This window comes from Delftia sp. SD018 (assembly GCF_017355445.1).
In the GTDB taxonomy this organism is placed as follows: Bacteria; Pseudomonadota; Gammaproteobacteria; order Burkholderiales; family Burkholderiaceae_C; genus Comamonas; species Comamonas acidovorans.
In genome coordinates this window covers 1-21603 of record NZ_JADDRN010000013.1, presented here as the reverse complement: position 1 = coordinate 21603, position 21603 = coordinate 1, and the positions used below count along the sequence as shown (strand labels likewise).

General features: G+C 67.2%; 21 protein-coding genes and 1 other RNA gene. 13 read left to right on the top strand and 9 right to left on the bottom strand.

The window, feature by feature from the left end; all coding sequences use genetic code 11:
• Positions 1–29: 29 nt before the first annotated feature.
• Both rho and trxA read right to left on the bottom strand, forming a co-directional pair.
• Entirely contained in the window at positions 30–1292 is a 1263-nt protein-coding gene (gene rho / locus INR38_RS14430; RefSeq protein ID WP_012206705.1) for a transcription termination factor Rho, read from the bottom strand.
• A 265-nt stretch (positions 1293–1557) separates the two neighbouring features.
• Complete coding sequence (trxA, locus tag INR38_RS14425) at positions 1558–1890, bottom strand: thioredoxin TrxA (RefSeq protein ID WP_012206704.1); 333 nt, start codon at positions 1888–1890, stop codon at positions 1558–1560.
• Between the two features lie 271 nt (positions 1891–2161).
• Here trxA and INR38_RS14420 point away from each other — a divergent pair, with 271 nt between their 5' ends.
• The gene (locus INR38_RS14420; RefSeq protein WP_043818992.1) at positions 2162–3538 is read left to right on the top strand and encodes a TIGR03862 family flavoprotein; all 1377 of its coding nucleotides are present in this window, start codon (positions 2162–2164) and stop codon (positions 3536–3538) included.
• Positions 3539–3603: 65 nt separating this feature from the next.
• Here INR38_RS14420 and ffs read toward each other — a convergent pair.
• An RNA gene (ffs, locus tag INR38_RS14415) (signal recognition particle sRNA small type) lies at positions 3604–3700 on the bottom strand.
• Between the two features lie 100 nt (positions 3701–3800).
• Here ffs and dnaX point away from each other — a divergent pair.
• From dnaX to INR38_RS14390, 5 genes are all read left to right on the top strand, one after another.
• A complete protein-coding gene (gene dnaX, locus INR38_RS14410; RefSeq protein WP_207442379.1) occupies positions 3801–5987 on the top strand; it encodes a DNA polymerase III subunit gamma/tau in 2187 nt (728 codons plus the stop codon).
• 47 nt (positions 5988–6034) lie between these two features.
• Positions 6035–6367: a YbaB/EbfC family nucleoid-associated protein gene (locus tag INR38_RS14405; RefSeq protein WP_012206701.1), complete on the top strand. Its 333-nt coding sequence runs from the start codon at positions 6035–6037 to the stop codon at positions 6365–6367.
• A gap of 145 nt (positions 6368–6512) precedes the next feature.
• The gene (gene recR / locus INR38_RS14400; RefSeq protein ID WP_012206700.1) at positions 6513–7103 is read left to right on the top strand and encodes a recombination mediator RecR; all 591 of its coding nucleotides are present in this window, start codon (positions 6513–6515) and stop codon (positions 7101–7103) included.
• A 45-nt stretch (positions 7104–7148) separates the two neighbouring features.
• Complete coding sequence (locus INR38_RS14395; RefSeq protein WP_012206699.1) at positions 7149–7580, top strand: MAPEG family protein; 432 nt, start codon at positions 7149–7151, stop codon at positions 7578–7580.
• Positions 7581–7732: 152 nt separating this feature from the next.
• Positions 7733–8761, top strand: a complete 1029-nt coding sequence (locus INR38_RS14390) for an ABC transporter substrate-binding protein (RefSeq protein ID WP_225970996.1) — start codon at positions 7733–7735, stop codon at positions 8759–8761.
• A 66-nt stretch (positions 8762–8827) separates the two neighbouring features.
• Here the strand turns inward: INR38_RS14390 and INR38_RS14385 are convergent, their stop codons facing one another.
• Together INR38_RS14385 and gloB are read right to left on the bottom strand one after the other, a co-directional pair.
• Entirely contained in the window at positions 8828–10363 is a 1536-nt protein-coding gene (locus INR38_RS14385) for a transglycosylase SLT domain-containing protein (protein ID WP_012206697.1), read from the bottom strand.
• Complete coding sequence (gene gloB, locus INR38_RS14380) at positions 10363–11136, bottom strand: hydroxyacylglutathione hydrolase (RefSeq protein ID WP_012206696.1); 774 nt, start codon at positions 11134–11136, stop codon at positions 10363–10365. The genes INR38_RS14385 and gloB overlap by 1 nt, the downstream gene beginning before the upstream one ends.
• Between gloB and INR38_RS14375 the strand changes: the two genes are divergently transcribed.
• From INR38_RS14375 to INR38_RS14345, 7 genes are all read left to right on the top strand, one after another.
• Positions 11135–11965, top strand: coding sequence for a class I SAM-dependent methyltransferase (locus tag INR38_RS14375; protein ID WP_013801481.1), 831 nt, complete (start codon positions 11135–11137; stop codon positions 11963–11965). The genes gloB and INR38_RS14375 overlap by 2 nt on opposite strands.
• Positions 11962–12408: a ribonuclease HI gene (rnhA, locus tag INR38_RS14370; protein ID WP_013801482.1), complete on the top strand. Its 447-nt coding sequence runs from the start codon at positions 11962–11964 to the stop codon at positions 12406–12408. Before INR38_RS14375 ends, rnhA begins: the two co-directional genes overlap by 4 nt.
• 226 nt (positions 12409–12634) lie before the next feature.
• Positions 12635–13720, top strand: a complete 1086-nt coding sequence (locus INR38_RS14365; RefSeq protein WP_013801483.1) for a porin — start codon at positions 12635–12637, stop codon at positions 13718–13720.
• 51 nt (positions 13721–13771) lie between these two features.
• Positions 13772–14218, top strand: a complete 447-nt coding sequence (locus tag INR38_RS14360; protein ID WP_012206692.1) for a (2Fe-2S)-binding protein — start codon at positions 13772–13774, stop codon at positions 14216–14218.
• Positions 14196–16445, top strand: a complete 2250-nt coding sequence (locus INR38_RS14355) for a molybdopterin cofactor-binding domain-containing protein (RefSeq protein ID WP_207442381.1) — start codon at positions 14196–14198, stop codon at positions 16443–16445. Before INR38_RS14360 ends, INR38_RS14355 begins: the two co-directional genes overlap by 23 nt.
• A gap of 39 nt (positions 16446–16484) precedes the next feature.
• Complete coding sequence (locus INR38_RS14350) at positions 16485–17306, top strand: TauD/TfdA family dioxygenase (RefSeq protein ID WP_012206690.1); 822 nt, start codon at positions 16485–16487, stop codon at positions 17304–17306.
• 53 nt (positions 17307–17359) lie between these two features.
• On the top strand, positions 17360–18337 hold the full coding sequence (locus INR38_RS14345) for a tripartite tricarboxylate transporter substrate binding protein (protein ID WP_013801486.1): 978 nt from the start codon (positions 17360–17362) through the stop codon (positions 18335–18337).
• Positions 18338–18390: 53 nt separating this feature from the next.
• Here INR38_RS14345 and INR38_RS14340 read toward each other — a convergent pair whose 3' ends face one another.
• The 4 genes from INR38_RS14340 to mobA are packed head-to-tail and all read right to left on the bottom strand — an operon-like array spanning position 18391 to position 21521.
• Positions 18391–19122: a TetR/AcrR family transcriptional regulator gene (locus tag INR38_RS14340; RefSeq protein WP_225970995.1), complete on the bottom strand. Its 732-nt coding sequence runs from the start codon at positions 19120–19122 to the stop codon at positions 18391–18393.
• A gap of 46 nt (positions 19123–19168) precedes the next feature.
• On the bottom strand, positions 19169–19501 hold the full coding sequence (locus INR38_RS14335; RefSeq protein ID WP_207442384.1) for a thioredoxin family protein: 333 nt from the start codon (positions 19499–19501) through the stop codon (positions 19169–19171).
• Between the two features lie 12 nt (positions 19502–19513).
• Positions 19514–20860: a gephyrin-like molybdotransferase Glp gene (gene glp, locus INR38_RS14330; RefSeq protein WP_207442385.1), complete on the bottom strand. Its 1347-nt coding sequence runs from the start codon at positions 20858–20860 to the stop codon at positions 19514–19516.
• 52 nt (positions 20861–20912) lie between these two features.
• A complete protein-coding gene (mobA, locus tag INR38_RS14325; protein ID WP_207442386.1) occupies positions 20913–21521 on the bottom strand; it encodes a molybdenum cofactor guanylyltransferase MobA in 609 nt (202 codons plus the stop codon).
• Between the last annotated feature and the right edge of the window lie 82 nt (positions 21522–21603).

The window sequence follows — 21603 nt, the reverse complement described above, 5'->3', positions numbered from 1 at the left end:
TGTAGGGGCCGTGGGCTGGATCTCTGCGATCAACCGCCGCGGCGCATCATGTCGAAGAAGTCCACGTTGGTCTTCGTGGCCCGCATGTTCTTGATCATCAGCTCCATGGCCTCGATCTCGTCCATGTTGTACATGAACTGGCGCAGGATGCGGGTCTTTTGCAGGATCTCGGGAGCCAGCAGCAGTTCTTCGCGGCGTGTGCCGCTCTTGTTGAGTTCGATGGCGGGGAACACGCGCTTCTCGTAGAGGCGGCGGTTCAGGGCCAGTTCGCTGTTGCCCGTGCCCTTGAACTCTTCGAAGATCACTTCGTCCATGCGGCTGCCGGTATCGACCAGGGCCGTGGCGATGATGGTCAGCGAGCCGCCTTCTTCCACATTGCGTGCCGCGCCGAAGAAGCGCTTGGGACGCTGCAGGGCGTTGGAGTCCACGCCGCCCGACAGCACCTTGCCCGACGAGGGCACGACGTTGTTGTAGGCGCGGGCCAGGCGGGTGATGGAGTCCAGCAGGATGACCACGTCCTTCTTGAGCTCGACCAGGCGCTTGGCGCGCTCGATCACCATCTCGGCCACGTGCACGTGGCGCGTGGCGGGCTCGTCGAAGGTGGAGGCGATGATTTCGCCCTTGACCGAGCGCTGCATCTCGGTCACTTCTTCGGGGCGCTCATCGACCAGCAGCACCATCAGGTGCACGTCGGGATGGTTGGCCGTGATGGAATGGGCGATGCTCTGCATCATCATGGTCTTGCCGCTCTTGGGCGGTGCGACGATCAGCGCGCGCTGGCCGCGGCCGATGGGGGCGATGATGTCGATGATGCGGCCGGTGATGTTCTCCTCACCCTTGATCTCGCGCTCCAGGCGCAGCTGCTGGGTGGGGAACAGGGGGGTCAGATTCTCGAACAGCACCTTGTGCTTGTTCTGCTCGGGCGAGCCGCCGTTGACGGAGTCGAGCTTGGTCAGTGCGAAGTAGCGCTCGCCATCCTTGGGCGTGCGCACTTCACCTTCGATCATGTCGCCGGTGTGCAGGTTGAAGCGGCGGACCTGGCTGGGCGAGATGTAGATGTCGTCGGTGCTGGCCGTATAGCTGGTGTCGGGGCTGCGCAGAAAGCCGAAACCGTCCGGCAGGATTTCCAGCACGCCGTCGGCGAACACTTGTTCGCCTGCCTTGGCTCGCTTTTTGATGATGGCGAACATCAACTCTTGCTTGCGCATGCGACCGACGTTTTCGATCTCAAGCGCTTCGGCCTGCTTCAGGACTTCAGACACGTGCAGTGCCTTGAGTTCATTAAGGTGCATGGAGTGACTCCAGAACGGAGTGGAAAGAAACCAGGGGAAGGCGTTGAGCCAAGCGAAACACTGTGGAAGTGGGCTGGCTTGCCTGAGGGTCTCAGCGCGGCCTTCAATGCATAAGGCCGGTGATGAAGGGCATTATGACAGGAAAAAATCCGAAGGTCACAGGGAAATTTGCGCTGGCGCCTCGTTTATGCGCCAGGGCGATGCGGTGCTGCGGCCAACGCCGGCCCGATCTGTGACGGCCCCGTGTGCGGGGCCGTCGGGGGAATCAGGCCAGGTGCTGTTCCAGGAAAGCGGACAGCTGTGCCTTGTTGAGGGCGCCCACCTTGGTGGCGGCCAGCTGGCCATCCTTGAACAGCATCAGCGTGGGGATGCCGCGGATGCCGAACTTGGCGGGGATCTCGCGGTTCTCGTCCACATTCATCTTGGCGATGGACAGCTTTTCCTTGTAGGTCTGCGCTGCTTCGTCGAGGATGGGGGCGATCATCTTGCAGGGGCCGCACCATTCGGCCCAGTAATCGACCAGCACCGTAGTGCCAGGCTGCAAGACGTCGGCTTCAAAGCTTGCGTCGGAGATGTGTTTGATCAGTTCGCTGGCCATGGGTGGAGTCCTTGATTTTTCGCAATGAGGAAGGCGCAGGAAAATCCGCACCGCAAAAAGATTGTGACAGAAACCTATCACCTGCTGCACCGTATGGGCGGTAGCTCAATGCTATGACTGTCATAGCTGTTTATGGGGTGGCGACAGGGTTGCCGGGACTCCGGGAATTAGTGGCGCCTGCGCGCAGACCGGCCTGCGGCAGGGTATTCTGCGCGCCCGCGCTGCAGGCATATGTGCCGGCCGGCAGCGCCAAGTTGAATGCGAGCATGGAATGGAAACTGATGTGATGGATGCTTTTGAACCCGGTGCGGCAGCGCGCACGATGGACTGCGATGTGGCGGTGATCGGTGCGGGGCCTGCGGGCCTGATGGCGGCCGAAGGGCTGGCCGGCAAGGGGCTGGATGTCCATGTGTTCGAGGCCAAGTCCTCCGCTGGGCGCAAGTTCCTCATGGCCGGCAAGGGCGGGCTCAACCTGACCCATTCCGAAAACCTGCCCGCCTTTGTCTCCCGCTACGGCGAGCGCAGTGCCGAGGTGTCGCGCTGGCTGGAGCTGCTGTCGCCGGATCAACTGCGTGCCTGGGCCGGTGAACTGGGCGTGGAAACCTTTGTGGGCAGCTCGGGCCGCGTATTCCCCAAGGACATGAAGGCTGCGCCCTTGCTGCGTGCCTGGCTGGTGCGTCTGCAGACCCAGGGCGTGGTGCTGCACACGCGCCACCGCTGGGTGGGCTGGCAAGACGGCGATGCGCTGGGCTTTGATACACCCGAAGGGCGGCTGCAGGTGCGGGCAAGGGCCGTGGTGCTGGCATTGGGCGGTGGCAGCTGGGCGCGCCTGGGCTCGGATGGCGCCTGGCTGCCCTTGCTGGAGCAGCGCGGTGTTGAAGTCGCTGCGTTGAAGCCTTCCAACTGCGGGTTCGATGTGGGTCTGGATGGCGCGGCTTCGGGCGGACAGATCGATCGCCGGGAGTTCATGGCCGAGCTGCTGGGCGCCAGCCCCCAGCCTGCGCGCGGCTGGAGTCCTTATTTCACAGAGCGCTTTGCGGGCCAGCCGTTCAAGTCTGTGGCGCTGTCCTTTGATGATGGCAAAGGCCATGTTTTCTCGCGCAAGGGCGAATTCATTGCCACGACCACGGGCGTGGAAGGCAGCCTGATCTATGCCGTCTCTGCGGCGCTGCGCGAAGCCATTGCGCGCGACGGGCAGGCCACCGTCCATCTCGACCTGCTGCCCCAGTTGACGCCCGAGCGCGTGCTGGTGGAAGTGCGCCATCCGCGCGGCTCGCGCAGCCTGGCCAGCCATCTGAAGGGGCGCCTGGGCCTGGACGGCATCAAGGCCGCCGTGCTGCATGAGGTGCTGGGCAAGGAAGGTGTGGCCGACCCTGTGCGGCTGGCCCATGCCATCAAGGCCCTGCCCATCACCGTGGTGGCGGCCCGACCCATTGACGAGGCGATCAGCACGGCAGGCGGCGTGCGGCTGGAAGCTCTGGACGCCAACGGCATGTGCGCAGCCGCTCCTGGCGTTTTCTGCGCCGGCGAGATGCTGGACTGGGAGGCTCCCACGGGCGGCTACCTGCTGACGGCGTGCATGGCCAGCGGCCTGCAGGCGGCGCAAGGCGTTGCGCGCTATCTCAAGGTGGATGGCGCAGAGCGTTAAGGGAGAGAGGGTGCCGCAGCGGGCCTGGACGGGGCAGGCGCCCGCAGGGCCTGCTGTTCAATGAAGGTGACGAGCCTTGCCCTCGGCACTGGTTTCACGGTTAGGGCTGCTTGGTTCCCCACCTGACCCGGTTGGCCGCTTCCCCATGCGAGGAGGCCCGTCACTCTCGATTATAGGGGCAAACACCGGGCCGCCCGGACGACATGGCCGGCCAAACCCGGGTCGCCTCGGGCAAGGGCGCCCAGCCCCGTAGAATCGCGGGATGTCTTATCTTGTGCTGGCCCGCAAATACCGCCCCCGCAATTTCTCTGAAATGGTGGGGCAGGAGCATGTCGTTCAGGCGCTCACCAATGCCCTGACGCAGCAGCGCCTGCACCATGCCTATCTGTTCACCGGCACGCGCGGCGTGGGCAAGACCACGGTCTCGCGCATTCTGGCCAAGTCGCTCAACTGCCAGGGCGCCGATGGCCAGGGCGGCATCACGGCAACGCCCTGCGGCGTCTGTGCGGCCTGTACCGAAATCGACAGCGGGCGCTTTCCCGACTACACGGAGCTGGACGCTGCCTCCAACCGTGGCGTGGACGAGGTGCAGAGCCTGCTGGAGCAGGCTGTCTACAAGCCGGTGCAGGGACGCTTCAAGGTCTTCATGATCGACGAAGTGCACATGCTCACGAACACGGCCTTCAACGCCATGCTCAAGACGCTGGAGGAGCCGCCTGAATACCTGAAGTTCGTGCTGGCCACCACCGATCCGCAGAAGGTGCCCGTGACCGTGCTCAGCCGCTGCCTGCAGTTCAACCTGCGGCCCATGGCGCCCGAGACCGTGCTGGAGCATCTGGGCCAGGTGCTGGGGCAGGAAGGCGTGGCCTCCGAGCCCCAGGCCCTGCGCCTGCTGTCGCGCGCCGCGCGTGGCTCCATGCGCGATGCGCTGTCGCTGACTGACCAGGCCATTGCCTTTGGCAGCGGACAGCTGCAGGAGGCCACGGTGCGCCAGATGCTGGGCAGCGTGGACCGCAGCCATGTGTTCCGCCTGATCGAGGCACTTGCCCAGGCCGATGGCCAGGTGGTTGTGGAAACCTCCGAGGCGCTGCGCCGCAATGGCCTGTCTGCCGCCTCCACGCTGGAGGAAATGTGCGCCGTGCTGCAGCGCATGGCCGTGGCACAGGCCGTGCCGCAGATGGCCGCCGACGCCAGCGATCCAGAAGCCGCAGAGATCGCCCGCCTTGCGGTGCTGATGCCGCGCGACGAAACCCAGCTGCTCTACAGCATCTGCCTGCATGGCCGGGCCGAACTGGGCCTGGCTCCCGACGAGTACGCGGCGCTGACCATGGCGCTGCTGCGGCTGCTGGCGTTCAAGCCGCAATCTGCAGAGCCCGCCCCGGGCGCGGCTGAAAAAAAAACTCCAGCGCTGACCCCCTCCACGGCGAAGCCTGAATCTCCCGCGCCCGTTGCGCAGACGCGGCCCGCACAGCCCGCTGTGCCCGAGGCTCCCGCTGCCCCAGCCAAGGCGGCCATGCCCGTCCCGCTCGCGCCTCCTGCTCCTGTCGCGCCTGTCGCATCTCCCGTGACCGCTGCGCCCGCCGTGGTCGCTCCCGTGGTGCAAGCCGTTGCGGCTCCAGCGCCTGTTCAGGCGCCCGTGGCCGTGGCCGCAGTTGCCAGGCCGGAACCTGTGCTTGCGCCTGTCCAGGAGGCCAGGCCTTCCGCTGCTCCAGAGGTGAAGCCGGCCGCCGGTGTCGCCCAGGAGCCCCTGGACGAGCCTGTGGATGAGCCCGTGGACGATGTGCAGGAAGACGAAGACTCTTCTGCCGATGAGGCGCCGCAGGCGCAGGATGCCGATGCACCGGACGAGGGTGCCTGGGCCGGGATGCCCGATGAAGGCTGGGCCGACGAAGGCCGCTGGAGCGATGACGGAGATCTGGCCCTGGAGCCGCCTGCCGCTGCCGTGGCACGGCAGTCCGAACCGCAGATCGACACTCAGATCGATGCGCATGACTTCGCTCCCGAACGTGGCCGCCAGTCCCCCGGTGCGCCTCCCGCGCCGACCGTGGAGCGCACGCCCGACGGCGATGTCTGGCACGCTGCCGTCCAGCAACTGGTGCAGGCCGAGGCCGTCACGGCGCTGGCACGGCAACTGGCGCTGCAGTCGCAACTGGTGGCGCGCGATGGCGATGCATGGACGCTGCGCGTGGAAAGCAGCTCGCTGGCGCAGCCCGCCACGCGCGAGCGCCTGCGTGCGGCGCTGGAGGCCGCTGGCCTGGCGCGGCAACTGCATGTCGAGCAAGGCGCCGTGGCAGACAGCCCCGCGCGGCGCAATGCGGTGGCCAGCCATGAGCGCCAGCGCATTGCAGAAGACATCGTGATGAATCATTCTCTGGTGCAGACCCTGATCCGCAGCCATGGCGCGAAAATCGTGCCCGGCAGTATCAAGCCCGTATCCATTCAGCCCTGACACGCTCTAGAGCGTTTCGTTTTTACCCTACAGAAGAAGGAACTCACATGTTCAACAAAGGACAACTGGCCGGCCTGATGAAGCAAGCCCAGGCCATGCAGGACAACCTCAAGAAGGCCCAGGATGAACTGGGCAACATCGAGGTGGAAGGCGAGTCTGGCGCGGGCCTCGTGAAGGTGGTCATGACCTGCAAGCACGACGTCAAGCGCATCACCATCGACCCCAGCCTGCTGGCCGAAGACAAGGACATGCTGGAAGACCTGGTGGCTGCCGCCTTCAACGCCGCCGTGCGCAAGGCCGAAGAGACTTCCAACGAGAAGATGGGCAAGCTCACGGCCGGCATGCCCGGCCTGCCGGGCGGCATGAAGTTCCCGTTCTGAGGCAGGCCCCAGCGGTTGTGCCGAACAGCCTGGAGAGGCCATGCCGGCTTCTCCAGCTGCCCACTCGTGTGGAGTGGCCATCGAGCGATCTGCCCCTGCAGATCGCTTTTTTTCTGAGAACCTTCTCCATTGAAAGGAAGCTGCCATGTCGGACGTGCAATCGCTCGATGGCCTGATCGAGGCCTTGCGCAGGCTCCCGGGTGTGGGCATCAAGTCGGCGCAGCGCATGGCCTTCCACCTGCTGCAGCGCGACCAGGACGGCGCGCGGCAACTGGCCCGTGCCCTGACCACGGCCGTGGAGTCGGTCACCCACTGCGAGCGCTGCCATACCTTCACCGAAGGCCGCATCTGCTCCATCTGCCAGGATGAAGGGCGTGACGCGGCCCGGCTGTGCGTGGTGGAGGCGCCTGCCGATATGGCGGCCATGGAGCGCACGGGTGCCTACCAGGGCTATTACTACGTGCTGATGGGGCGGCTGTCGCCACTCGACGGCATAGGTCCGCGCGATCTGAACCTGTCATCCCTGCTGGAGCGTGCCGGCGACGGCAAGGTGCAGGAGGTGATCCTGGCCACCAGCTTCACGGCGGAAGGCGAGGCCACGGCCCATGCGATCAGCGAGGCCCTGAAGGCGCGCGGCATCCATGTGACGCGCCTGGCGCGCGGCGTGCCCATAGGCAGCGAACTCGAGTACGTGGACCTGGGTACGATCGCCCATGCGCTGGTGGACCGCCGGTAGTGGCCGAGGCGGCTGGCGTTTCTTGTCTTTTCATCAGGAGCCTGTATGCCGACCTCTGTCATCCTGCCGCCCGGCGGCTTCTCCATAGCGCATTGGTGCCTGCTGGTGGCGGCCCTGCTGCCGCTGGCCTGCGCCTACATCGCCAAGGCGCCCGGCATGAAGCACCGGCCGGGGCAGCGCGGTTTCGACAACCACGAACCCCGGGCCTGGCTGGCGCAGCAGACGGGCTACCAGGCACGGGCCAACGCGGCGCAGGCCAATAGCTTCGAGTGCCTGCCTTTCTTCATTGGCGCCTTGCTGGTTGCCTGGCAATTGGGTGCACCGTCCGCGCGTGTCGATGGCCTGGCCGTGGCCTTTGTTGTGTTGCGCATTGCCTACATAGCCTTCTATGTGACGGACCGCGCCACGCTGCGCAGTCTGGCCTGGGCGCTGGCGCTGGTGGTGAATCTGCTGCTGTTTTTCGCGGGCTACCGCTGAGGCCTGGGTGAGACCTGGGCGAGGGCCGGGCGCGTGTTCACCGCGCGCCGTGCTGGCCCTGAAACCTACGGTGTTTCACATACGGGCAAGCACCGATGCTGTGCATGCGGGCTCTGGGCATGATCGTGTTGCACTGCAGCAAAATAACCATCATGTCTTCCCACGTGCTTGATCGCCGAACCTTGTTGAGCCTCATGGGGCTGGGTTCCCTTTGGTCGTTTCCTTCCCTCGGTTCGGCCGAGCTGGTGACGATTTCCGTGGGCGGTCAGGGCCTGCTGTATTACCTGCCGCTGGTGATTGCCCAGCAACTGGGGTACTTCGAGGCCGAGGGCCTGACCGTGCGCATCGATGACTATCCGGGCGGGTCGCAGTCGCTGCAGGCGCTGGAATCGGGCGCCGCCGATGTGTGCGCGGGTGCCTATGAACACACGCTTGTCGCGCAGCAGCGCGGCAGTGTGCTGCGTGCCTTCGTCGTGCAGGGGCGTGCGCCGCAGATTGCGCTGGGCGTGTCCTCGCGCTGGATGCCGCGCTACCAGACGCTGGCCGACCTGCGCGGGCGGCGCGTGGGCGTGTCCTCGCTGGGCGCATCCACGGCCCGGGCCGTGCAACTGATGCTGCTGGGCGATGGTCTGGAGGCCGATCTGGTGCAACTGGTGGGTGTGGGCTCGGGGCCTGACGCCATGGAGGCGCTGCGCACCGGGCGCGTGCATGCGCTTTGCCATGCGGACCCGCTGATGAGCGTGCTGGAGGACAAGGGAGCCGTGCGCATCGTCAGAGACCTGCGTGATCTGCGCAGCAGCGCGCAGCTGTACGGCGGCTCCATGCCCTCGGGCACGCTGTACGCGACCCAGGCCTTTTTGCGCAAGAACCCTGCCAAGGCCCAGGCGCTGAGCAATGCCATGGTCCGATCGCTCAAGTGGCTGCAGACCGCCGCGCCCATGGATGTGCTCAGGGCCGTGCCTGCACCCTATCTGCTGGGCTCGCGGCGCGCCTATCTGTCGGCCTTCGAGCACATGCGCACCACGATCTCGCCCGATGGCCTGATGCCCGATGACGGGCCTGCCACGGCCCTGCGCGCCTTGGTCCGGCTCAACCCTGCGCTGGCGCGCAGCGGTATCGACCTGGAGCGCTCGTTCACCAACGAATTCGTGCGGCAGTCCCGCCAGCGTTTCCACACCTGAGCCCCGGGCCGCACGCAAAAGAGCCCGCGAAAGCGGGCTCTTTGGAGTGGGGCAGTGATGGCGCCTTCAGCGCTTTTTCACCTTGGATGGCTTGCCGCCACGCGGCGCCGTGGTGACCGACACCTTGGCGTTGCGGTTTTGCGGCTGCACGGCCACCTTGCGTGCGGTTCCGGTGGACTTGGCCGCCCGGGCATTGCCGCCGCTGCTGGCGCGCACCGGCAGGTAGGCCACCAGCGATTGGCCGGCATGCAGGGTGGCGGAGGACTTCAGGTCATTCCAGTCCGCCAGATTGGATGCGCTGACGCCGTAGCGGTTGGCCACGCTGATCAGCGTGTCGCGCTTGCGGGCCTTGATGGTGGTGCGGCGCGTGACGATCTCGGGGGCAAAGCTGATCTGGCCGTTGTCGGCCACGTGGCCGGCCACGTCGGCACGCACGTTGGCGCCGCGCGGCACCATGAGCGCGGAGCCGGCCTTGATCAGCATGCGGGGCGGGATGTTGTTGAGGGCGCGCAGGTCGGACTCGCCCAGGCCCACGCGCTGGGCCGCCTCGGCCACGCTGATGGTGGAGGGCACGGTCCACACGGTCCAGCTCGCGTACTGGCCTTCGTCGAAGGCCTGCATGTTGCGGCGGAACACCTTGGCGTTGTCCCAGGGCAGCAGGATCTCCGGCGTGCCGGCCGCAAAGATCACCGGCTTGCGGAAGCTGGGATTCAGCGCCTTGAAGTCATCGGTCGATACATCGGCCAGCTTGGCCACCAGTTCCACGTCGATGTCACGGGTGATGGTGACGGTCTGGAAGTAGGGGTGGTTCTCGATCAGCGGCAGCTCGGTGTTGAATGCATCGGGGTTGGCCACGATGTTCTTGACGGCCTGCAGCTTGGGCACGTACATGCGGGTCTCGGCCGGCATCTGCAGGTCGGTGTAGCCCGTGGGCAGGCCCAGCTTCTCGTTGCGCTTGATGGCGCGGCCCACGCTGCCTTCGCCCCAGTTGTAGGCGGCCAGGGCCAGGTGCCAGTCGCCGAACATGTCGTAGAGCTTTTGCAGGTAGTCCAGCGCGGCGCGCGTGGAGGCCAGCACGTCGCGGCGGTCGTCGCGGAAGGCGTTTTGCTTGAGGTCGAAATAGGTGCCGGTGGCCGGCATGAACTGCCACATGCCGGCCGCCTTGGCGGTGGAGACGGCCTGCGGGTTGAAGGCGCTCTCGATGTAGGGCAGCAGCGCCAGCTCGGTGGGCATGTTGCGCCGCTCCAGTTCCTCGACGATGTGGAACAGGTACTTGCTGGAGCGCTCGGTCATGCGCTGTATGTAGTCGGGCCGGCTGGCATACCACTGCTCGCGGTCCTTGACCAGATCCTGGTCCAGGTCGGGCATGGCGAAGCCCTGGCGAATGCGTACCCACAGATCGCCCGTGGTCTCCAGCGAGGCCACGCCGCCGTTGCCGGCGCTGCCTGTGCCCAGCGGGCTCAGCGGTCCGTTGGGGTACATCGGGGAGTGCGGTGCGGTGCTGGGGGCGGGGGCCGTGCTGGCCAGGTCCGGGCTGCTGGTGGTGGCGCAGCCCGCAAGAGCCAGCAGGCTGCCCAGCAGCAGGGTGTGTAGCAGTTTCATCAGAAGACGTTTTTCCATTGGCGCAGGCCGGCCAGCACGCTGGCGGGGTCCTGCTGTCTCACCTGTGCGTCGAAGCCTGCGGCGGCGGCGGCCACTGCGGATTCGCGCGTTCTAAGAAAGGGATTGATGGAGCGCTCGGTCTCCATCAGGGAAGGCAGCGTGGGCCGGCCGGCCTCGCGCAACGCCTGACAATGCCTCTGGTAGTGAGCCAGGGCCTGGTTGTTTGGTTCCACGGCCTGCGCAAAGCGCAGGTTGGACATTGTGTACTCATGTGCGCAGCAGACCAGGGTGTTGTCCGGCAGCGCGGCCAGATCGTCCAGCGATTGCTGCATCTGCTGCGGCGTGCCTTCGAACAGGCGCCCGCATCCCCCTGAAAACAGCGTATCGCCGCAGAACAGCACGGGCTGCGCCTGCGCCGCCGTGCTGTAGAAGGCGATGTGGCCGCTGGTGTGGCCGGGCACGTCAATGACCTGCCAGGGGCCGCCCAGGGCCTGCACGGTATCGCCACCCTGCACGCGCTGCACGGGCTCGGGCAACTGCTCGTAGGCGGGGCCCCAGACCTGGGCGCCCGTGGCCTGGCGCAGCTGAGCCACGCCGCCGACATGATCGGCATGGTGGTGGGTGACTAAAATGCCCTGCAACTGCAAGTCCAGCTGGCGCAGGCTGGCCAGCACGGGCGCTGCATCGCCGGGATCGACGACCAGGGCCTGCCCTGCGTCGTACAGCAGCCAGATGTAGTTGTCGGAAAAAGCGGGGATGGGCAACAGGTTCATGAGCAGCAAAATTATAGGGACGCATCACTGGACGCAATCTGCCCTCGGCCACTACCTGCTGGAATGGGAGCAGCAGCGCTGCGACGAGGCGGTGGCCGATATTTTCGGCTATCACAGCCTACAGTTGGGCATGCCCATGCTTCAGGGGCTGCGCGCCAATCGCATGCCGCACCGCTGGCTGGCCCTGGATTCCATGCAGGATGCGGTGCCAGCCGAGGCAGTGCCACCGCTGGAGGTGCCCGTGGCGCTGCTGGCCGATCCGGCCGCGCTGCCGTTTTCCGAGGCCAGCCTCGACCTCGTCGTCATGCCGCACACGCTGGAGACCTCGCCGGACCCGCATGCCGTGTTGCGCGAGGCGGCCAGGGTGCTGATGCCCGAGGGCCGTATCGTCGTGTGCGGGCTCAACCCCGCCAGTCTGCTGGGCGTGCAGCGCCGTGCCGAGCGCGGCGTGTACCTGCCCGATGTGGGCTGGGGCGTGGGCTACTGGCGGCTGCGCGACTGGCTGCGATTGCTGGCCTTCGAGATCGAGGCCGTGCAGTTCGGCTGCTATCGTCCTGCCGTGCAGACGGATCGCTGGCTGCGGCGCTGGCAGTTCATGGACCGCGTGGGGCGGCTGGGCTGGCCCATGCTGGGCGGCGTGTACTGCGTGGTGGCCGTCAAGCGCGTGCCGGGCGCACGCATGCTGGAGCCTGCCTGGCGTGGCCGCGCAGCCGTGTCGGGCGCCTCCGTGCCTGTGGCCCACCGCATGCCGGCGCAGGCGGTGCAGGGCAGCGATCCGCATTCCAACCGGCCTGAAGGCCGGGCCATTCAACCCAAGGAAATTTTTTGAATCAAGTTGTTATCTACACGGACGGCGCCTGCAAGGGCAATCCGGGTCCCGGCGGCTGGGGCGTGGTGCTGGAGGCCGGCAGCGCCAGAAAAGAGCTGTTCGGCGGCGAGCTGAACACGACCAACAACCGCATGGAGATGATGGCCGTGATCGAGGCGCTGTCCGCGCTCAGGCGACCCTGCGATGTGGTGCTCTACATCGACAGCCAGTACGTGCTCAAGGGCATCACCGAATGGATCCATGGCTGGAAGGCCAAGGGCTGGAAGACGGCCTCCAAGGAGCCGGTCAAGAACGTCGAGCTGTGGCAGCGGCTGGACGCCCTGGTCCAGGGCGGCGGCCACCGCATCGACTGGCGCTGGGTCAAGGGCCACGCCGGCGACCCTGGCAACGAGCGGGCAGACGCCCTGGCCAACAAGGGCGTGGACCAGGCACTGGGGCGCTGAGCGCCTGGTGCGGGGGCGGGTGCAATGCCCGTCCCTTGCTTCCACCTCCCGAGACCTACCTACAACGCGGTAGATGAAAACCCCAGAACCAGAATTCGGCCCGCGCAGCTAATATTTCCATAAGTGGAAATTAGTTCGCGCCCTGCCAGGCATCTTCCGTGGCGTGGTGTTCAAAATTGCCACTTGTGGAATTTTTTTACCCATCTCACGATGAAAGAGCCTTGCGATGAAATACAAAGCAATTGCCGCATTGGCGATGCTGGGCGGCGCGGGAGCGGCGCTGGCCCAGAGTTCGGTGACGCTGTACGGCAGCATGGACCTGACCATGCCCTGGATCAGCGATGTGCGCGGGAGCCGGCTGACGCGCATGGATTCGGCCATTTCCCAGCCTGACCTCTGGGGCCTGCGCGGCTCGGAGGATCTGGGGGGCGGCATGAAGGCCTCGTTCCAGCTGGAGAACGGATTCCTCACGGACATCGGCTCGCCGATCTCGCCGACCAGCTACTTCAACCGGGCTTCCTGGGTGGGTCTGGACAGCGCGTCGATGGGCTCGGTGCGGCTGGGTCGCCAGGTCGATTTCACGGCCGGCACGCTGAGCCAGTGGGGCAACGGCTACCAGCTCTACAACTTCTATCTCTACCACCCCGGCAATCTGGACGGCCTGTCCAGCCAGTTTCCGGTGGACAACTCCGTGGTCTACCTGACGCCCAGCATGGGCGGGATGCAGTTCGGCGCGCAGTACGGCTTTGGCGAGGTGCCGGGCCGCTCGCAGGCCAACCGCACCTACAGCGTCATGGGCAGCTATTCCAGTGCCAAGCTCAATCTGGCCGTGGCCTACACCGATGCGCGCGGCCGTGCCTTCGATATCGCCGGGCGCACGGGCCTGGCGAACGCGCTGGGCCAGGACCTGGTGGCGGGCCGGCCGCTGGTGCTCGACACCTTCCAGGTGCTGGGCATCGGCGGCGGTTACCAGCTCGATGCGCTTCCGGTCCGGCTCAACGCGCTGCTGACGCGCTCCACGCTCAAGTACGGCGGGGCCTCCAGCAACATGAGCGCGCTCGACCTGGGCCTGGCCTGGCAGACCAGCCAGGCCGTGACCATCAACACGGGCTACTCCTTCAGCCGTTTCGAGCAGACGAAGTGGAACCAGGTCCACCTGGGCGCGCGCTATGCCTTCTCCAAGCGCACGCAGCTGCATGCCTCGGTCACGCACCAGCGCGCCTCGGATGGCGTGGCGGCGATGAATTCCGTGGGCGTTGCCAGCGGGCGCACGCAGACCGTGATTGCGGCAGGCATACACCACTCGTTCTGAGAGGCATGAGACATGCAGCCCCGGCGACGCGGGCGCATTGGAGACCCCACGATGAAATTCACCCTCAATTCCCGAAGCGTGGCCTTTGACGGCGACGGGCAGACCCCGTTGCTGTGGGTGTTGCGCGATCACTTCAAGCTGCCTGGCACCAAGTTCGGCTGCGGCATCAGCATGTGCGGGGCCTGCACGGTCCATGTCGATGGCGAGCCGGTGCGCTCCTGCGTGCTGCCCGTCTCGACGGTGGGCGGTAAGGCGGTCACGACCATCGAAGGGCTGTCCAGCAACCGTTCCCACCCCATCCAGAAGGCCTGGATGGACAAGGACGTGCCGCAGTGCGGCTACTGCCAGTCCGGCATGGTCATGGCCGCTGCCGCGCTGCTCAAGACCCATCCACAGCCCACCGATGCGCAGATCGACGAGGCCATGACCAATCTGTGCCGCTGCGCCACCTACCACCGCATCCGGGAGGCCATCCATGCCGCAGCGTCCAAGCAATGAACGGGGCCGCACGGCCGGCTCTGCCATCTCGCTGCGGCGCAGGCATCTGCTCCAGAGCGCTGCTGCGCTGCTGGTGGCGCCTGCTGCCGGCAGCCTGCTGATTCCGCTGGCGCAGGCCGCGCCAGCGGAGGCCGGTGCAGCGGCAGCAACGGCCTCCTCCATCGGCGACTGGGTCTGGATCGAGCCTTCGGGGCAGGTGGTGATCGGCGTGTCGCAGTGCGAGGTGGGCCAGGGCATCTACACGGGCCTGCCCCAGGTGCTGGCCGACGAGCTCGATGCCGACTGGGCCAGCGTGACCGTGCGCTTCGTCACGGGGCGCGACGCCTATCGCAACGATGCGGGCGAGATGCCGTTCCAGCAGTTCGTGGGCGCGTCGATGTCGATGAACTATTTCTACGAGCGCATGCGCCTGGCTGGTGCCCAGGCCCGTGATGTGCTGCTGCGTGCCGGCGCGGCCCGGCTGGGCGTGCGGGCATCTCAGTGCAGCACGCGCGCCGGCCGCGTGCTGCACTCCGCGACGGGCCGCAGCGTGGGCTACGGCGAGATCGTGGCCGATGCCTCCAGGCTGTCCATCGCCTCGCGCCCGCGCATGAAGTCGGCTTCCGAGCAGGGCCTGATCGGCCGCAACCTGCGCCGGGTGGACACCCCGGCCAAGGTCGATGGCAGCGCGGTCTTCGGCATCGATGTCGAGGTGCCCGGCATGCTGATCGGCGCCGTGCGCATGGCGCCCAGCGTGACGGGGCGCATCGTGCGCATCCGCAACGAGGCAGAGGTGCGCGCGCGCCCCGGCGTACATGCCGTCGTGCGCACCACGCAGTGGCCCGACCCTGAGCCCAGCACCGTGGTGGTGGTGGCTGATTCGTACTGGATCGCCAAGCAGGCCGCCGACGCGCTGGACATCGAATTCGACGCCGGCGCGGCGGCCGGCGTGGACAGCGAGCGCATCCATGCGCAGTTCGTCGCAGGCCTGTCGAACGACAAGGCCGTCGTTGCCCGCAGCCTGGGCAAGCCGCGCGAAATGCTGGCGGCGGGCAAGCCGATCACGGCCGACTACCACTCGCCCTACATCACGCACGCCACCATGGAGCCGCTGGCCGCCACTGTCCATGTGCGCGACGGCGAGGTCGAGACCTGGGGGCCCTACCAGGGCCAGGACTTCCTGCGCGGCGAACTGGGCAAGGCCTGCGGCGTGCCTGTGGACAAGGTCATCGTGCATACCACCTTCCTCGGAGGCAGCTTCGGGCGCAAGTACATGCCCGACTTCGCCTTGCATGCGGCAGCGGCATCCAAGGCCGTGGGCCGGCCCGTCAAGGTCATCCGCTCGCGCGAGGACGACATACGGCATTCCTACTACCGGCCCGGCGCCTCGGGGCGGCTGAGTGCAGTGCTGGGCGCCGACGGCATGCCGGCCGCGCTGCATGCACGCATCTCGGGCCAGTCGCTGTACGGAGCCATCAACCCCAAGAAGATGGCCGATGCAGGCGGCTGGGACGAGACCATGGTCGAGTCCATCTACGACCTGATCTACGGCGTGCCCAACCTGCTGGTGGATGCCGTGGACGTGCAGCAGCCCATACCGCTGAGCTATCTGCGCAGCGTGGGCACCACGTCCAGCGTGTTCTTCCTGGAGAGCTTCATCAGCGAACTCGCCCATGCGGCAGGCGTGGACGACTACCAGTACCGGCGCCGCCTGCTGGCCGGCCAGCCGCTGGCGCTGGGCGTGCTGGATGCGGCGGCCAAGGCCGCGCGCTGGGAGCAGCCCGCACCGGCAGGCCTGCACCGCGCCATGACCTTCAACGTCTACACGGGGCGGGGCGAGAGCTTCCAGACCTTTGTCGCGCTGGTCATGGAATTGCGTGTTGTGGAAGGCCGCGTGCGGCTGGAGCGCGCCATCTGCGCCATCGACGCGGGCCGCGTGGTCAACCCGGGACTGGTCAAGGCCAATGTGGAAGGCGGCATCGGCTTTGCGCTGACCAACACCTTCAAGAGCCGGCTGGGCTTTGACAAGGGCGTGGTGCAGCAAAGCAATTTCCACGACTACCCGCTGCTGCAACTGTCCGAAATGCCCCGCGTGGAGGTGGTCCTGGTCGAAAGCGACCGGCCGCCCCAGGGCTGCGGCGAAGTGGCCCTGGGCCCCACGGCGCCTGCCGTGGCCACGGCCCTGTTCCATGCCACCGGCCGCCGGTTCCGCTCCATGCCGCTGCCGCAGGACATCGCGTCCACCTGATCACCACCCCAACCCGTTTTTTTCGAGAAAAGGAATTTCATGCAAGTCGAACACATCACCCCGTGCATAGGATCGGAGATATACGGCATCGATCTCTCGGACCCGGCGCAGGTGCATGACCATGCGGACGCGCTGCGCCGGCTGCTGGCCGAGCGCCAGGTCATCTTCTTCCGCGACCAGACGCTGGACCCTGCGCAGCAGGTGCGCGTGGCCCAGGTGTTCGGCAAGGTAGAGCCCGTGTCCTCCACCTTTCCCTCGCACCCGGACGATCCCCATGTCGAGCTGCTGATCAGCCAGGGCACGCGCACCGGCACCGACATCTGGCATGCCGACCTGACCTGGCAGACCAAGCCGCCCGCCGGTGCCTGCCTCTACGCCGTGGACGTGCCGCCCACGGGCGGCGACACCATGTGGGCCAGCATGACCACGGCCTTCGCCTCGCTGGCGCCCGAGCTGCAGGCCTATCTGCGCAAGCTGCGCGCCACCCACAACTGGGAGGCGCCAGCGCTCAGGCAAAGCCTGATGCGCCGAGATCCGTCTGGCGAGGCCTATCGCGCCACCCGCCTCAAGCATCCGCCGCTGGAGCAGCCCGTGGTCCTGGAGCACCCTGTCACCGGGCTGCCCGTGGCCTTTGTGAACTCGCTCTACACCACGCACATAGAAGGCGTGACCAGCGACGAGAGCGCGGCCCTGATCGCCATGCTCAGCGGCTTGGCCAAGGTGCCTGAATGGCAGGTTCGCTTTCGCTGGCGCAAGGGCTCGGTGGCCATCTGGGACAACCTGGCCACGCAGCACTACGCGGTCAATGACTACCACCCCGCAGCGCGGCGGATGCACCGTGTGGCGATACGCCAGGCTTGAGCCCGGCAACGACCTTTGCTGACAATGAAAAAACCACGATGAAAGCCCTCTCCATGAAAGCGAAACGCAGAACGCTCGCCCTGGGCGCGGCCATGGCCCTGGCGCTGCTCGCCGGTCCGGCGCAGGCCCAGACCTACCCCCACAAGCCGGTCACCATCGTCGTGGCCTACCCCGCAGGCGGCGATACCGACGCGCTGGCGCGGCTGCTGGGCGAGAAGCTGTCGGCCCGCATCGGCCAGTCCGTGCTCGTGGACAACCGCGCGGGCGCCAGCGGCACCATAGGCAGCAGTTTCGTGGCCAAGGCACCGGCCGATGGCTACACGCTGCTGCTGGCGCCCAATACCTTTGCCATGGCCCAACTGGTGCTCAAGCTGGGCGCGGGCCACGGCTACGACGTGCTCAATGGCTTCACGCCCGTGATCGAGGTCGGCTCCACTTCGCTGTTCCTCGTCGCCGGGCCCGGTGCGGGCGTGCGCAGCTTCAAGGAGGCCATCTCCTCCAGCCAAGGCCGCTCGCTGGGCTATGCCACGCCGGGCAACGGCTCGCCCATGCACTTCCTCGGCGAGATGGTCCGGCGCGCCACGGGCGCCCGCTTCGAGGCCATACCCTACAAGGGCGTGGCCCCGGCCGTCACCGATGTGGTGGGCGGCCATGTGCCCTTCACCTACAGCACGCTGGGCTCCATCGCTCCCTATCTGCCCGGCGGCAAGCTGGTGGCGCTGGCCGTGGCCGATGCCCAGCGCTCACCGCTGGCGCCCGACGTGCCCACGCTGGCCGAGCTGGGCTACAAGGACGTGGAGCTGACCGCCTGGTACGGCCTGTTCGGCCCCAGGAACATGCCCGCCGAGGTGGTCAAGCTGCTGAATACGCACCTCAACGAGATCCTCAGGATGCCCGACGTGGTGGCGCGCATGGCCACGCTGGGAACCGTCCCTGTGGGCGGTCCGCCCCAGCGCCTGGGCAAGACCAATGCCGGCGATTTCGAGCGCTTCGGGCGGCTGGTCAAGGAGCTGGGCATACAGCCGGACTAGATTGAACAGGCGCTGAACGAAAGGAGGGAGGAAGCAGCGGGCGCCGGCGCAAGTCATCCCGGGTGGTGGCCCGGGGACGGAGGGTGGTCTTGCGCCGGCGCATCCTGCCTGATGCGCTCGGCCAGCAGATGGGACATGAAGCGCAGGTAGCGCTCGATCTGCTGGTCTGCCTCGGGTCCCTCACCGAACAGCTCGGCCAGCAGCGGCCGTGCCGTGGGCAGGAAGGCCGAAATGCTGAGAATGGCCAGGTGGATGAAGCGCGGGTCCACCTGTGCCGGGTGGCTGGCCTGCGCTCCGTCCATCAGCATGGTCGAGGTCAGCTCCAGCCCGCGCCGAGTGATGCGCTGCAGCGGCGTGCCCGAGGGCGGCGGCTCTTCTTCGCTTTCGTAGTGGTAGATCTCGGAGAGCGCCAGCCGCTCGAACTGCGGGTGCTCGCGCATGAAATCCAGCCGCAGCAGCAGGCGCTGGTAGACGCGCTCTTCCACCGTGCCCTGCGTCCTGAGCGCCACTTCCATGCGGTTTTGCAACTCGCGCATCAGGGACTCCGTCACCTCCTGCAGCAAGCCCTTGAGGCTGCTGAAGTAGTAGCGCACCAGGGCACGCGTGACACCGGCTGCCGCCGCGATTTCCAGAATGCTCAGCTGCTCCGGCGTGCGGGTCTTGAGCAGGTTGACCGTGGTCTGCAGGATGATGTCCCGTCCCACGGCATCGTCGGCCAGCGGGCGGCCGCTGTTGCGGCGGGGCTTCTTGGGCGCGGATTCGGTTGGCTTCTTTTGAGGCGGCATGCGGGCCATTGTCGGCGATACACAGGCAGCGGCCGCGCCGCAAGCGTCAGGGCTGGGCGGTGATGCGGGCCAGCGCGTCCGCGATCTCGCGGGCCTGCTGGGGCCGCACCAGCCTTTGCACCTCCTGCCCGTCATGCAGAAAGATCAGGGTGGGCCAGAGCTTGACGCGGTAGCTGCGACCCAGGGCCCGGCCGGGGCCGTCTTCCACCTTGATGTGGGCCACCTGCGGGGCGGCCTCCAGCGCCTGGGCAATCAGCGGTTGCGCGCCCTGGCAGTGGCCGCACCAGGCGGTGCCGAACTCCAGCAAGGTAGCGCCGGGCAGCGTGTCGACGGTGCTGCGATCGGGGGCGTCGGTCAGGTGCTTGGACTGGAAGGGCATGGGAATCTCCTGTCAGGGAAAGGCCTGCAGCGGCAGGATGGACACGGTTTCGCCGGCTTGCACGGCACCGCGCTCATGTTCGAGCACGATGAGGCAGTCCGCCTCGGCCATGGAGCGCAGCACGCCCGAACCCTGCGGCCCGGTGGTGCGCACCAGGCAGCGGCCATCGGCGCCTGTGGACAGAAGGCCGCGCTGGTACTCGGTGCGGCCCGGCCGCTTGGACAGCGCATGGGCAGCCACGGCCTGGGGCAGGGCGGCCGGCTCGGCAGCCGCCTGCGCAGCGCCCATGAGCTGCAGCAGCGCCGGACGGACAAAGACCAGAAAGCTGACCATGGCGGCCACGGGATTGCCAGGAAGGCCGATCAGCACCGTGGTGCGTGCAGGCGTGCGGCTTGCGGCAAACGGCGTGCCCGCATCGGGCTGCAGCAGGCCCACGGCCAGCGGCCGGCCGGGCCGCATGGCCAGTCGCCAGAAGTGCACGCAGCCCATGCGCTGCAGCATGGCGCGCGTGTGGTCGGCCTCGCCTGCGCTGATGCCGCCGCTGGTCAGCACCACGTCGGCCAGGGAGGCGGCTTCGCGCAGGCGCTCCTGCAGGGCCTCGGGCTCGTCGGCCACCACGCCCAGGTCCAGCACCTGCACGCCCATGCGCTGCAGCAGGCCGATGAGGCTGAAGCGGTTGCTGTCGTAGACCGCACCCTCGCGCGATGCCGTGCCGGGGTGGAGGATTTCATCGCCCGTGGAGAAATAGGCCACGCGCAGCCGCCTGCGCACGCGCACCTGGGGCTGGCCCAGGCTGGCGATCAGGCCCAGGGCCGCGGGATGCAGGCGCTGGCCCGCCGACAGGGCCACGCGGCCCAGGCTCAGGTCCTCGCCGCGCAGGCGCCGGTTGTCCCCGGCACGCACGCTGCCTGCCGGAATGCCGATGTGGTCAGTGCCTGCGGACACGGTGCGTTCATGCGCGATCACCGTGTCCAGCCCGCTCGGCAACACGGCGCCGGTCATGATCTTGATGCACTCGCCGGCCTGCACGGTGCCGTGCCAGGGTTTGCCGGCCAGGGCCTGGCCGACCACGCGCAGCACCAGCGGTGCAGCGGGCGAACCGGCGTGAGCTGCCTGCAACTGGCCGCCATCGAAGGCATAGCCATCCATGGCGGCGTTGTCATGCGCTGGCACATCGACGGGGGAGACGATGTCTTCGGCCAGCACGCGGTCCAGCGCATCGGCCAGCGCCAGCGTCTCCAACTCTGCCACCGGGCCCAGGGGCTGCAGCAGGCTGGCCAGCTGTGTCAGGGCCTGATCGACCCTCAGGTCCTGGGTGGATGCGGTGGTGGGGGATGCGGGCTGGAAGGATGCTGTCATCAGAACGGAATCCGGTTGGGCAAGGCGGCGTGCGGGCCGGCGGCGCGGGGCACTACGACGGGGTGGCTGCGGCGCGCGCCAGCGCCTGCAGCTCCTGCTGCGTGTTGGCGTTGGCAAAGGCCAGCGGGCTGTCGCCCGCGCGGTCGAAGAGGGCCGTGGCGCAGCGGTGCTGGCCCGTCCATGCATCGATCTTGCGGCCGCCCGAACGTATGAACGATTGCAGACTATCACGCAGCGATGACCGCATCAGGCAGAACACGGGCTGGGCCCGCAGCAGGGATTGATCTGCGTCAAGCGAGCGCTCCCTGCCATGGGCGACGACGATGTCGGCCGCAGGCTGCTGCGACAGCGCCGCCTGCACAAGCCGCTCCACAAGGTCCAGCGGGAACAGCGGCGTATCGCAGGGCACGCAGACCAGCCAGGGCGTCCGGCAGTGCATCAGGCCACTCAGGAAGCCGGCCAGCGGGCCGGGATAGTCGGGTTCGGCATCGGGCCAGACCGGCGCACCGTGGGCCGCGCCCAATTGCGCATAGGCCTCGGCATGGCGATTGGCGTTGATCAGCAGATGCCCGACCTGGGGCGCCAGGCGGTCCAGCGCATGGGCTGCCAGCGGCTGGCCCAGAAAGGGCTGCAGCCCCTTGTCGATGCCGCCCATGCGCATGCCGCGCCCGCCTGCCAGCACGCAGCCCGTGATTTCTGGCACTTATACACATCTGACGCTGCCGACGATCTTGCGCGTCGAT

Excerpts from the sequence above, each read along its gene's own strand:
- rho (WP_012206705.1), bottom strand. The coding sequence starts at position 1,292 with ATGCACCTTAATGAACTCAAGGCACTGCACGTGTCTGAAGTCCTGAAG.
- trxA (WP_012206704.1), bottom strand. The coding sequence starts at position 1,890 with ATGGCCAGCGAACTGATCAAACACATCTCCGACGCAAGCTTTGAAGCC.
- INR38_RS14420 (WP_043818992.1), top strand. The coding sequence starts at position 2,162 with ATGGAAACTGATGTGATGGATGCTTTTGAACCCGGTGCGGCAGCGCGC.
- dnaX (WP_207442379.1), top strand. The coding sequence starts at position 3,801 with ATGTCTTATCTTGTGCTGGCCCGCAAATACCGCCCCCGCAATTTCTCT.
- INR38_RS14405 (WP_012206701.1), top strand. The coding sequence starts at position 6,035 with ATGTTCAACAAAGGACAACTGGCCGGCCTGATGAAGCAAGCCCAGGCC.
- recR (WP_012206700.1), top strand. The coding sequence starts at position 6,513 with ATGTCGGACGTGCAATCGCTCGATGGCCTGATCGAGGCCTTGCGCAGG.
- INR38_RS14395 (WP_012206699.1), top strand. The coding sequence starts at position 7,149 with ATGCCGACCTCTGTCATCCTGCCGCCCGGCGGCTTCTCCATAGCGCAT.
- INR38_RS14390 (WP_225970996.1), top strand. The coding sequence starts at position 7,733 with ATGTCTTCCCACGTGCTTGATCGCCGAACCTTGTTGAGCCTCATGGGG.
- INR38_RS14385 (WP_012206697.1), bottom strand. The coding sequence starts at position 10,363 with ATGAAACTGCTACACACCCTGCTGCTGGGCAGCCTGCTGGCTCTTGCG.
- INR38_RS14375 (WP_013801481.1), top strand. The coding sequence starts at position 11,135 with ATGAGCAGCAAAATTATAGGGACGCATCACTGGACGCAATCTGCCCTC.
- gloB (WP_012206696.1), bottom strand. The coding sequence starts at position 11,136 with ATGAACCTGTTGCCCATCCCCGCTTTTTCCGACAACTACATCTGGCTG.
- INR38_RS14365 (WP_013801483.1), top strand. The coding sequence starts at position 12,635 with ATGAAATACAAAGCAATTGCCGCATTGGCGATGCTGGGCGGCGCGGGA.
- INR38_RS14360 (WP_012206692.1), top strand. The coding sequence starts at position 13,772 with ATGAAATTCACCCTCAATTCCCGAAGCGTGGCCTTTGACGGCGACGGG.
- INR38_RS14355 (WP_207442381.1), top strand. The coding sequence starts at position 14,196 with ATGCCGCAGCGTCCAAGCAATGAACGGGGCCGCACGGCCGGCTCTGCC.
- INR38_RS14350 (WP_012206690.1), top strand. The coding sequence starts at position 16,485 with ATGCAAGTCGAACACATCACCCCGTGCATAGGATCGGAGATATACGGC.
- INR38_RS14345 (WP_013801486.1), top strand. The coding sequence starts at position 17,360 with ATGAAAGCGAAACGCAGAACGCTCGCCCTGGGCGCGGCCATGGCCCTG.
- INR38_RS14340 (WP_225970995.1), bottom strand. The coding sequence starts at position 19,122 with ATGCCGCCTCAAAAGAAGCCAACCGAATCCGCGCCCAAGAAGCCCCGC.
- INR38_RS14335 (WP_207442384.1), bottom strand. The coding sequence starts at position 19,501 with ATGCCCTTCCAGTCCAAGCACCTGACCGACGCCCCCGATCGCAGCACC.
- glp (WP_207442385.1), bottom strand. The coding sequence starts at position 20,860 with ATGACAGCATCCTTCCAGCCCGCATCCCCCACCACCGCATCCACCCAG.
- mobA (WP_207442386.1), bottom strand. The coding sequence starts at position 21,521 with ATGCGCATGGGCGGCATCGACAAGGGGCTGCAGCCCTTTCTGGGCCAG.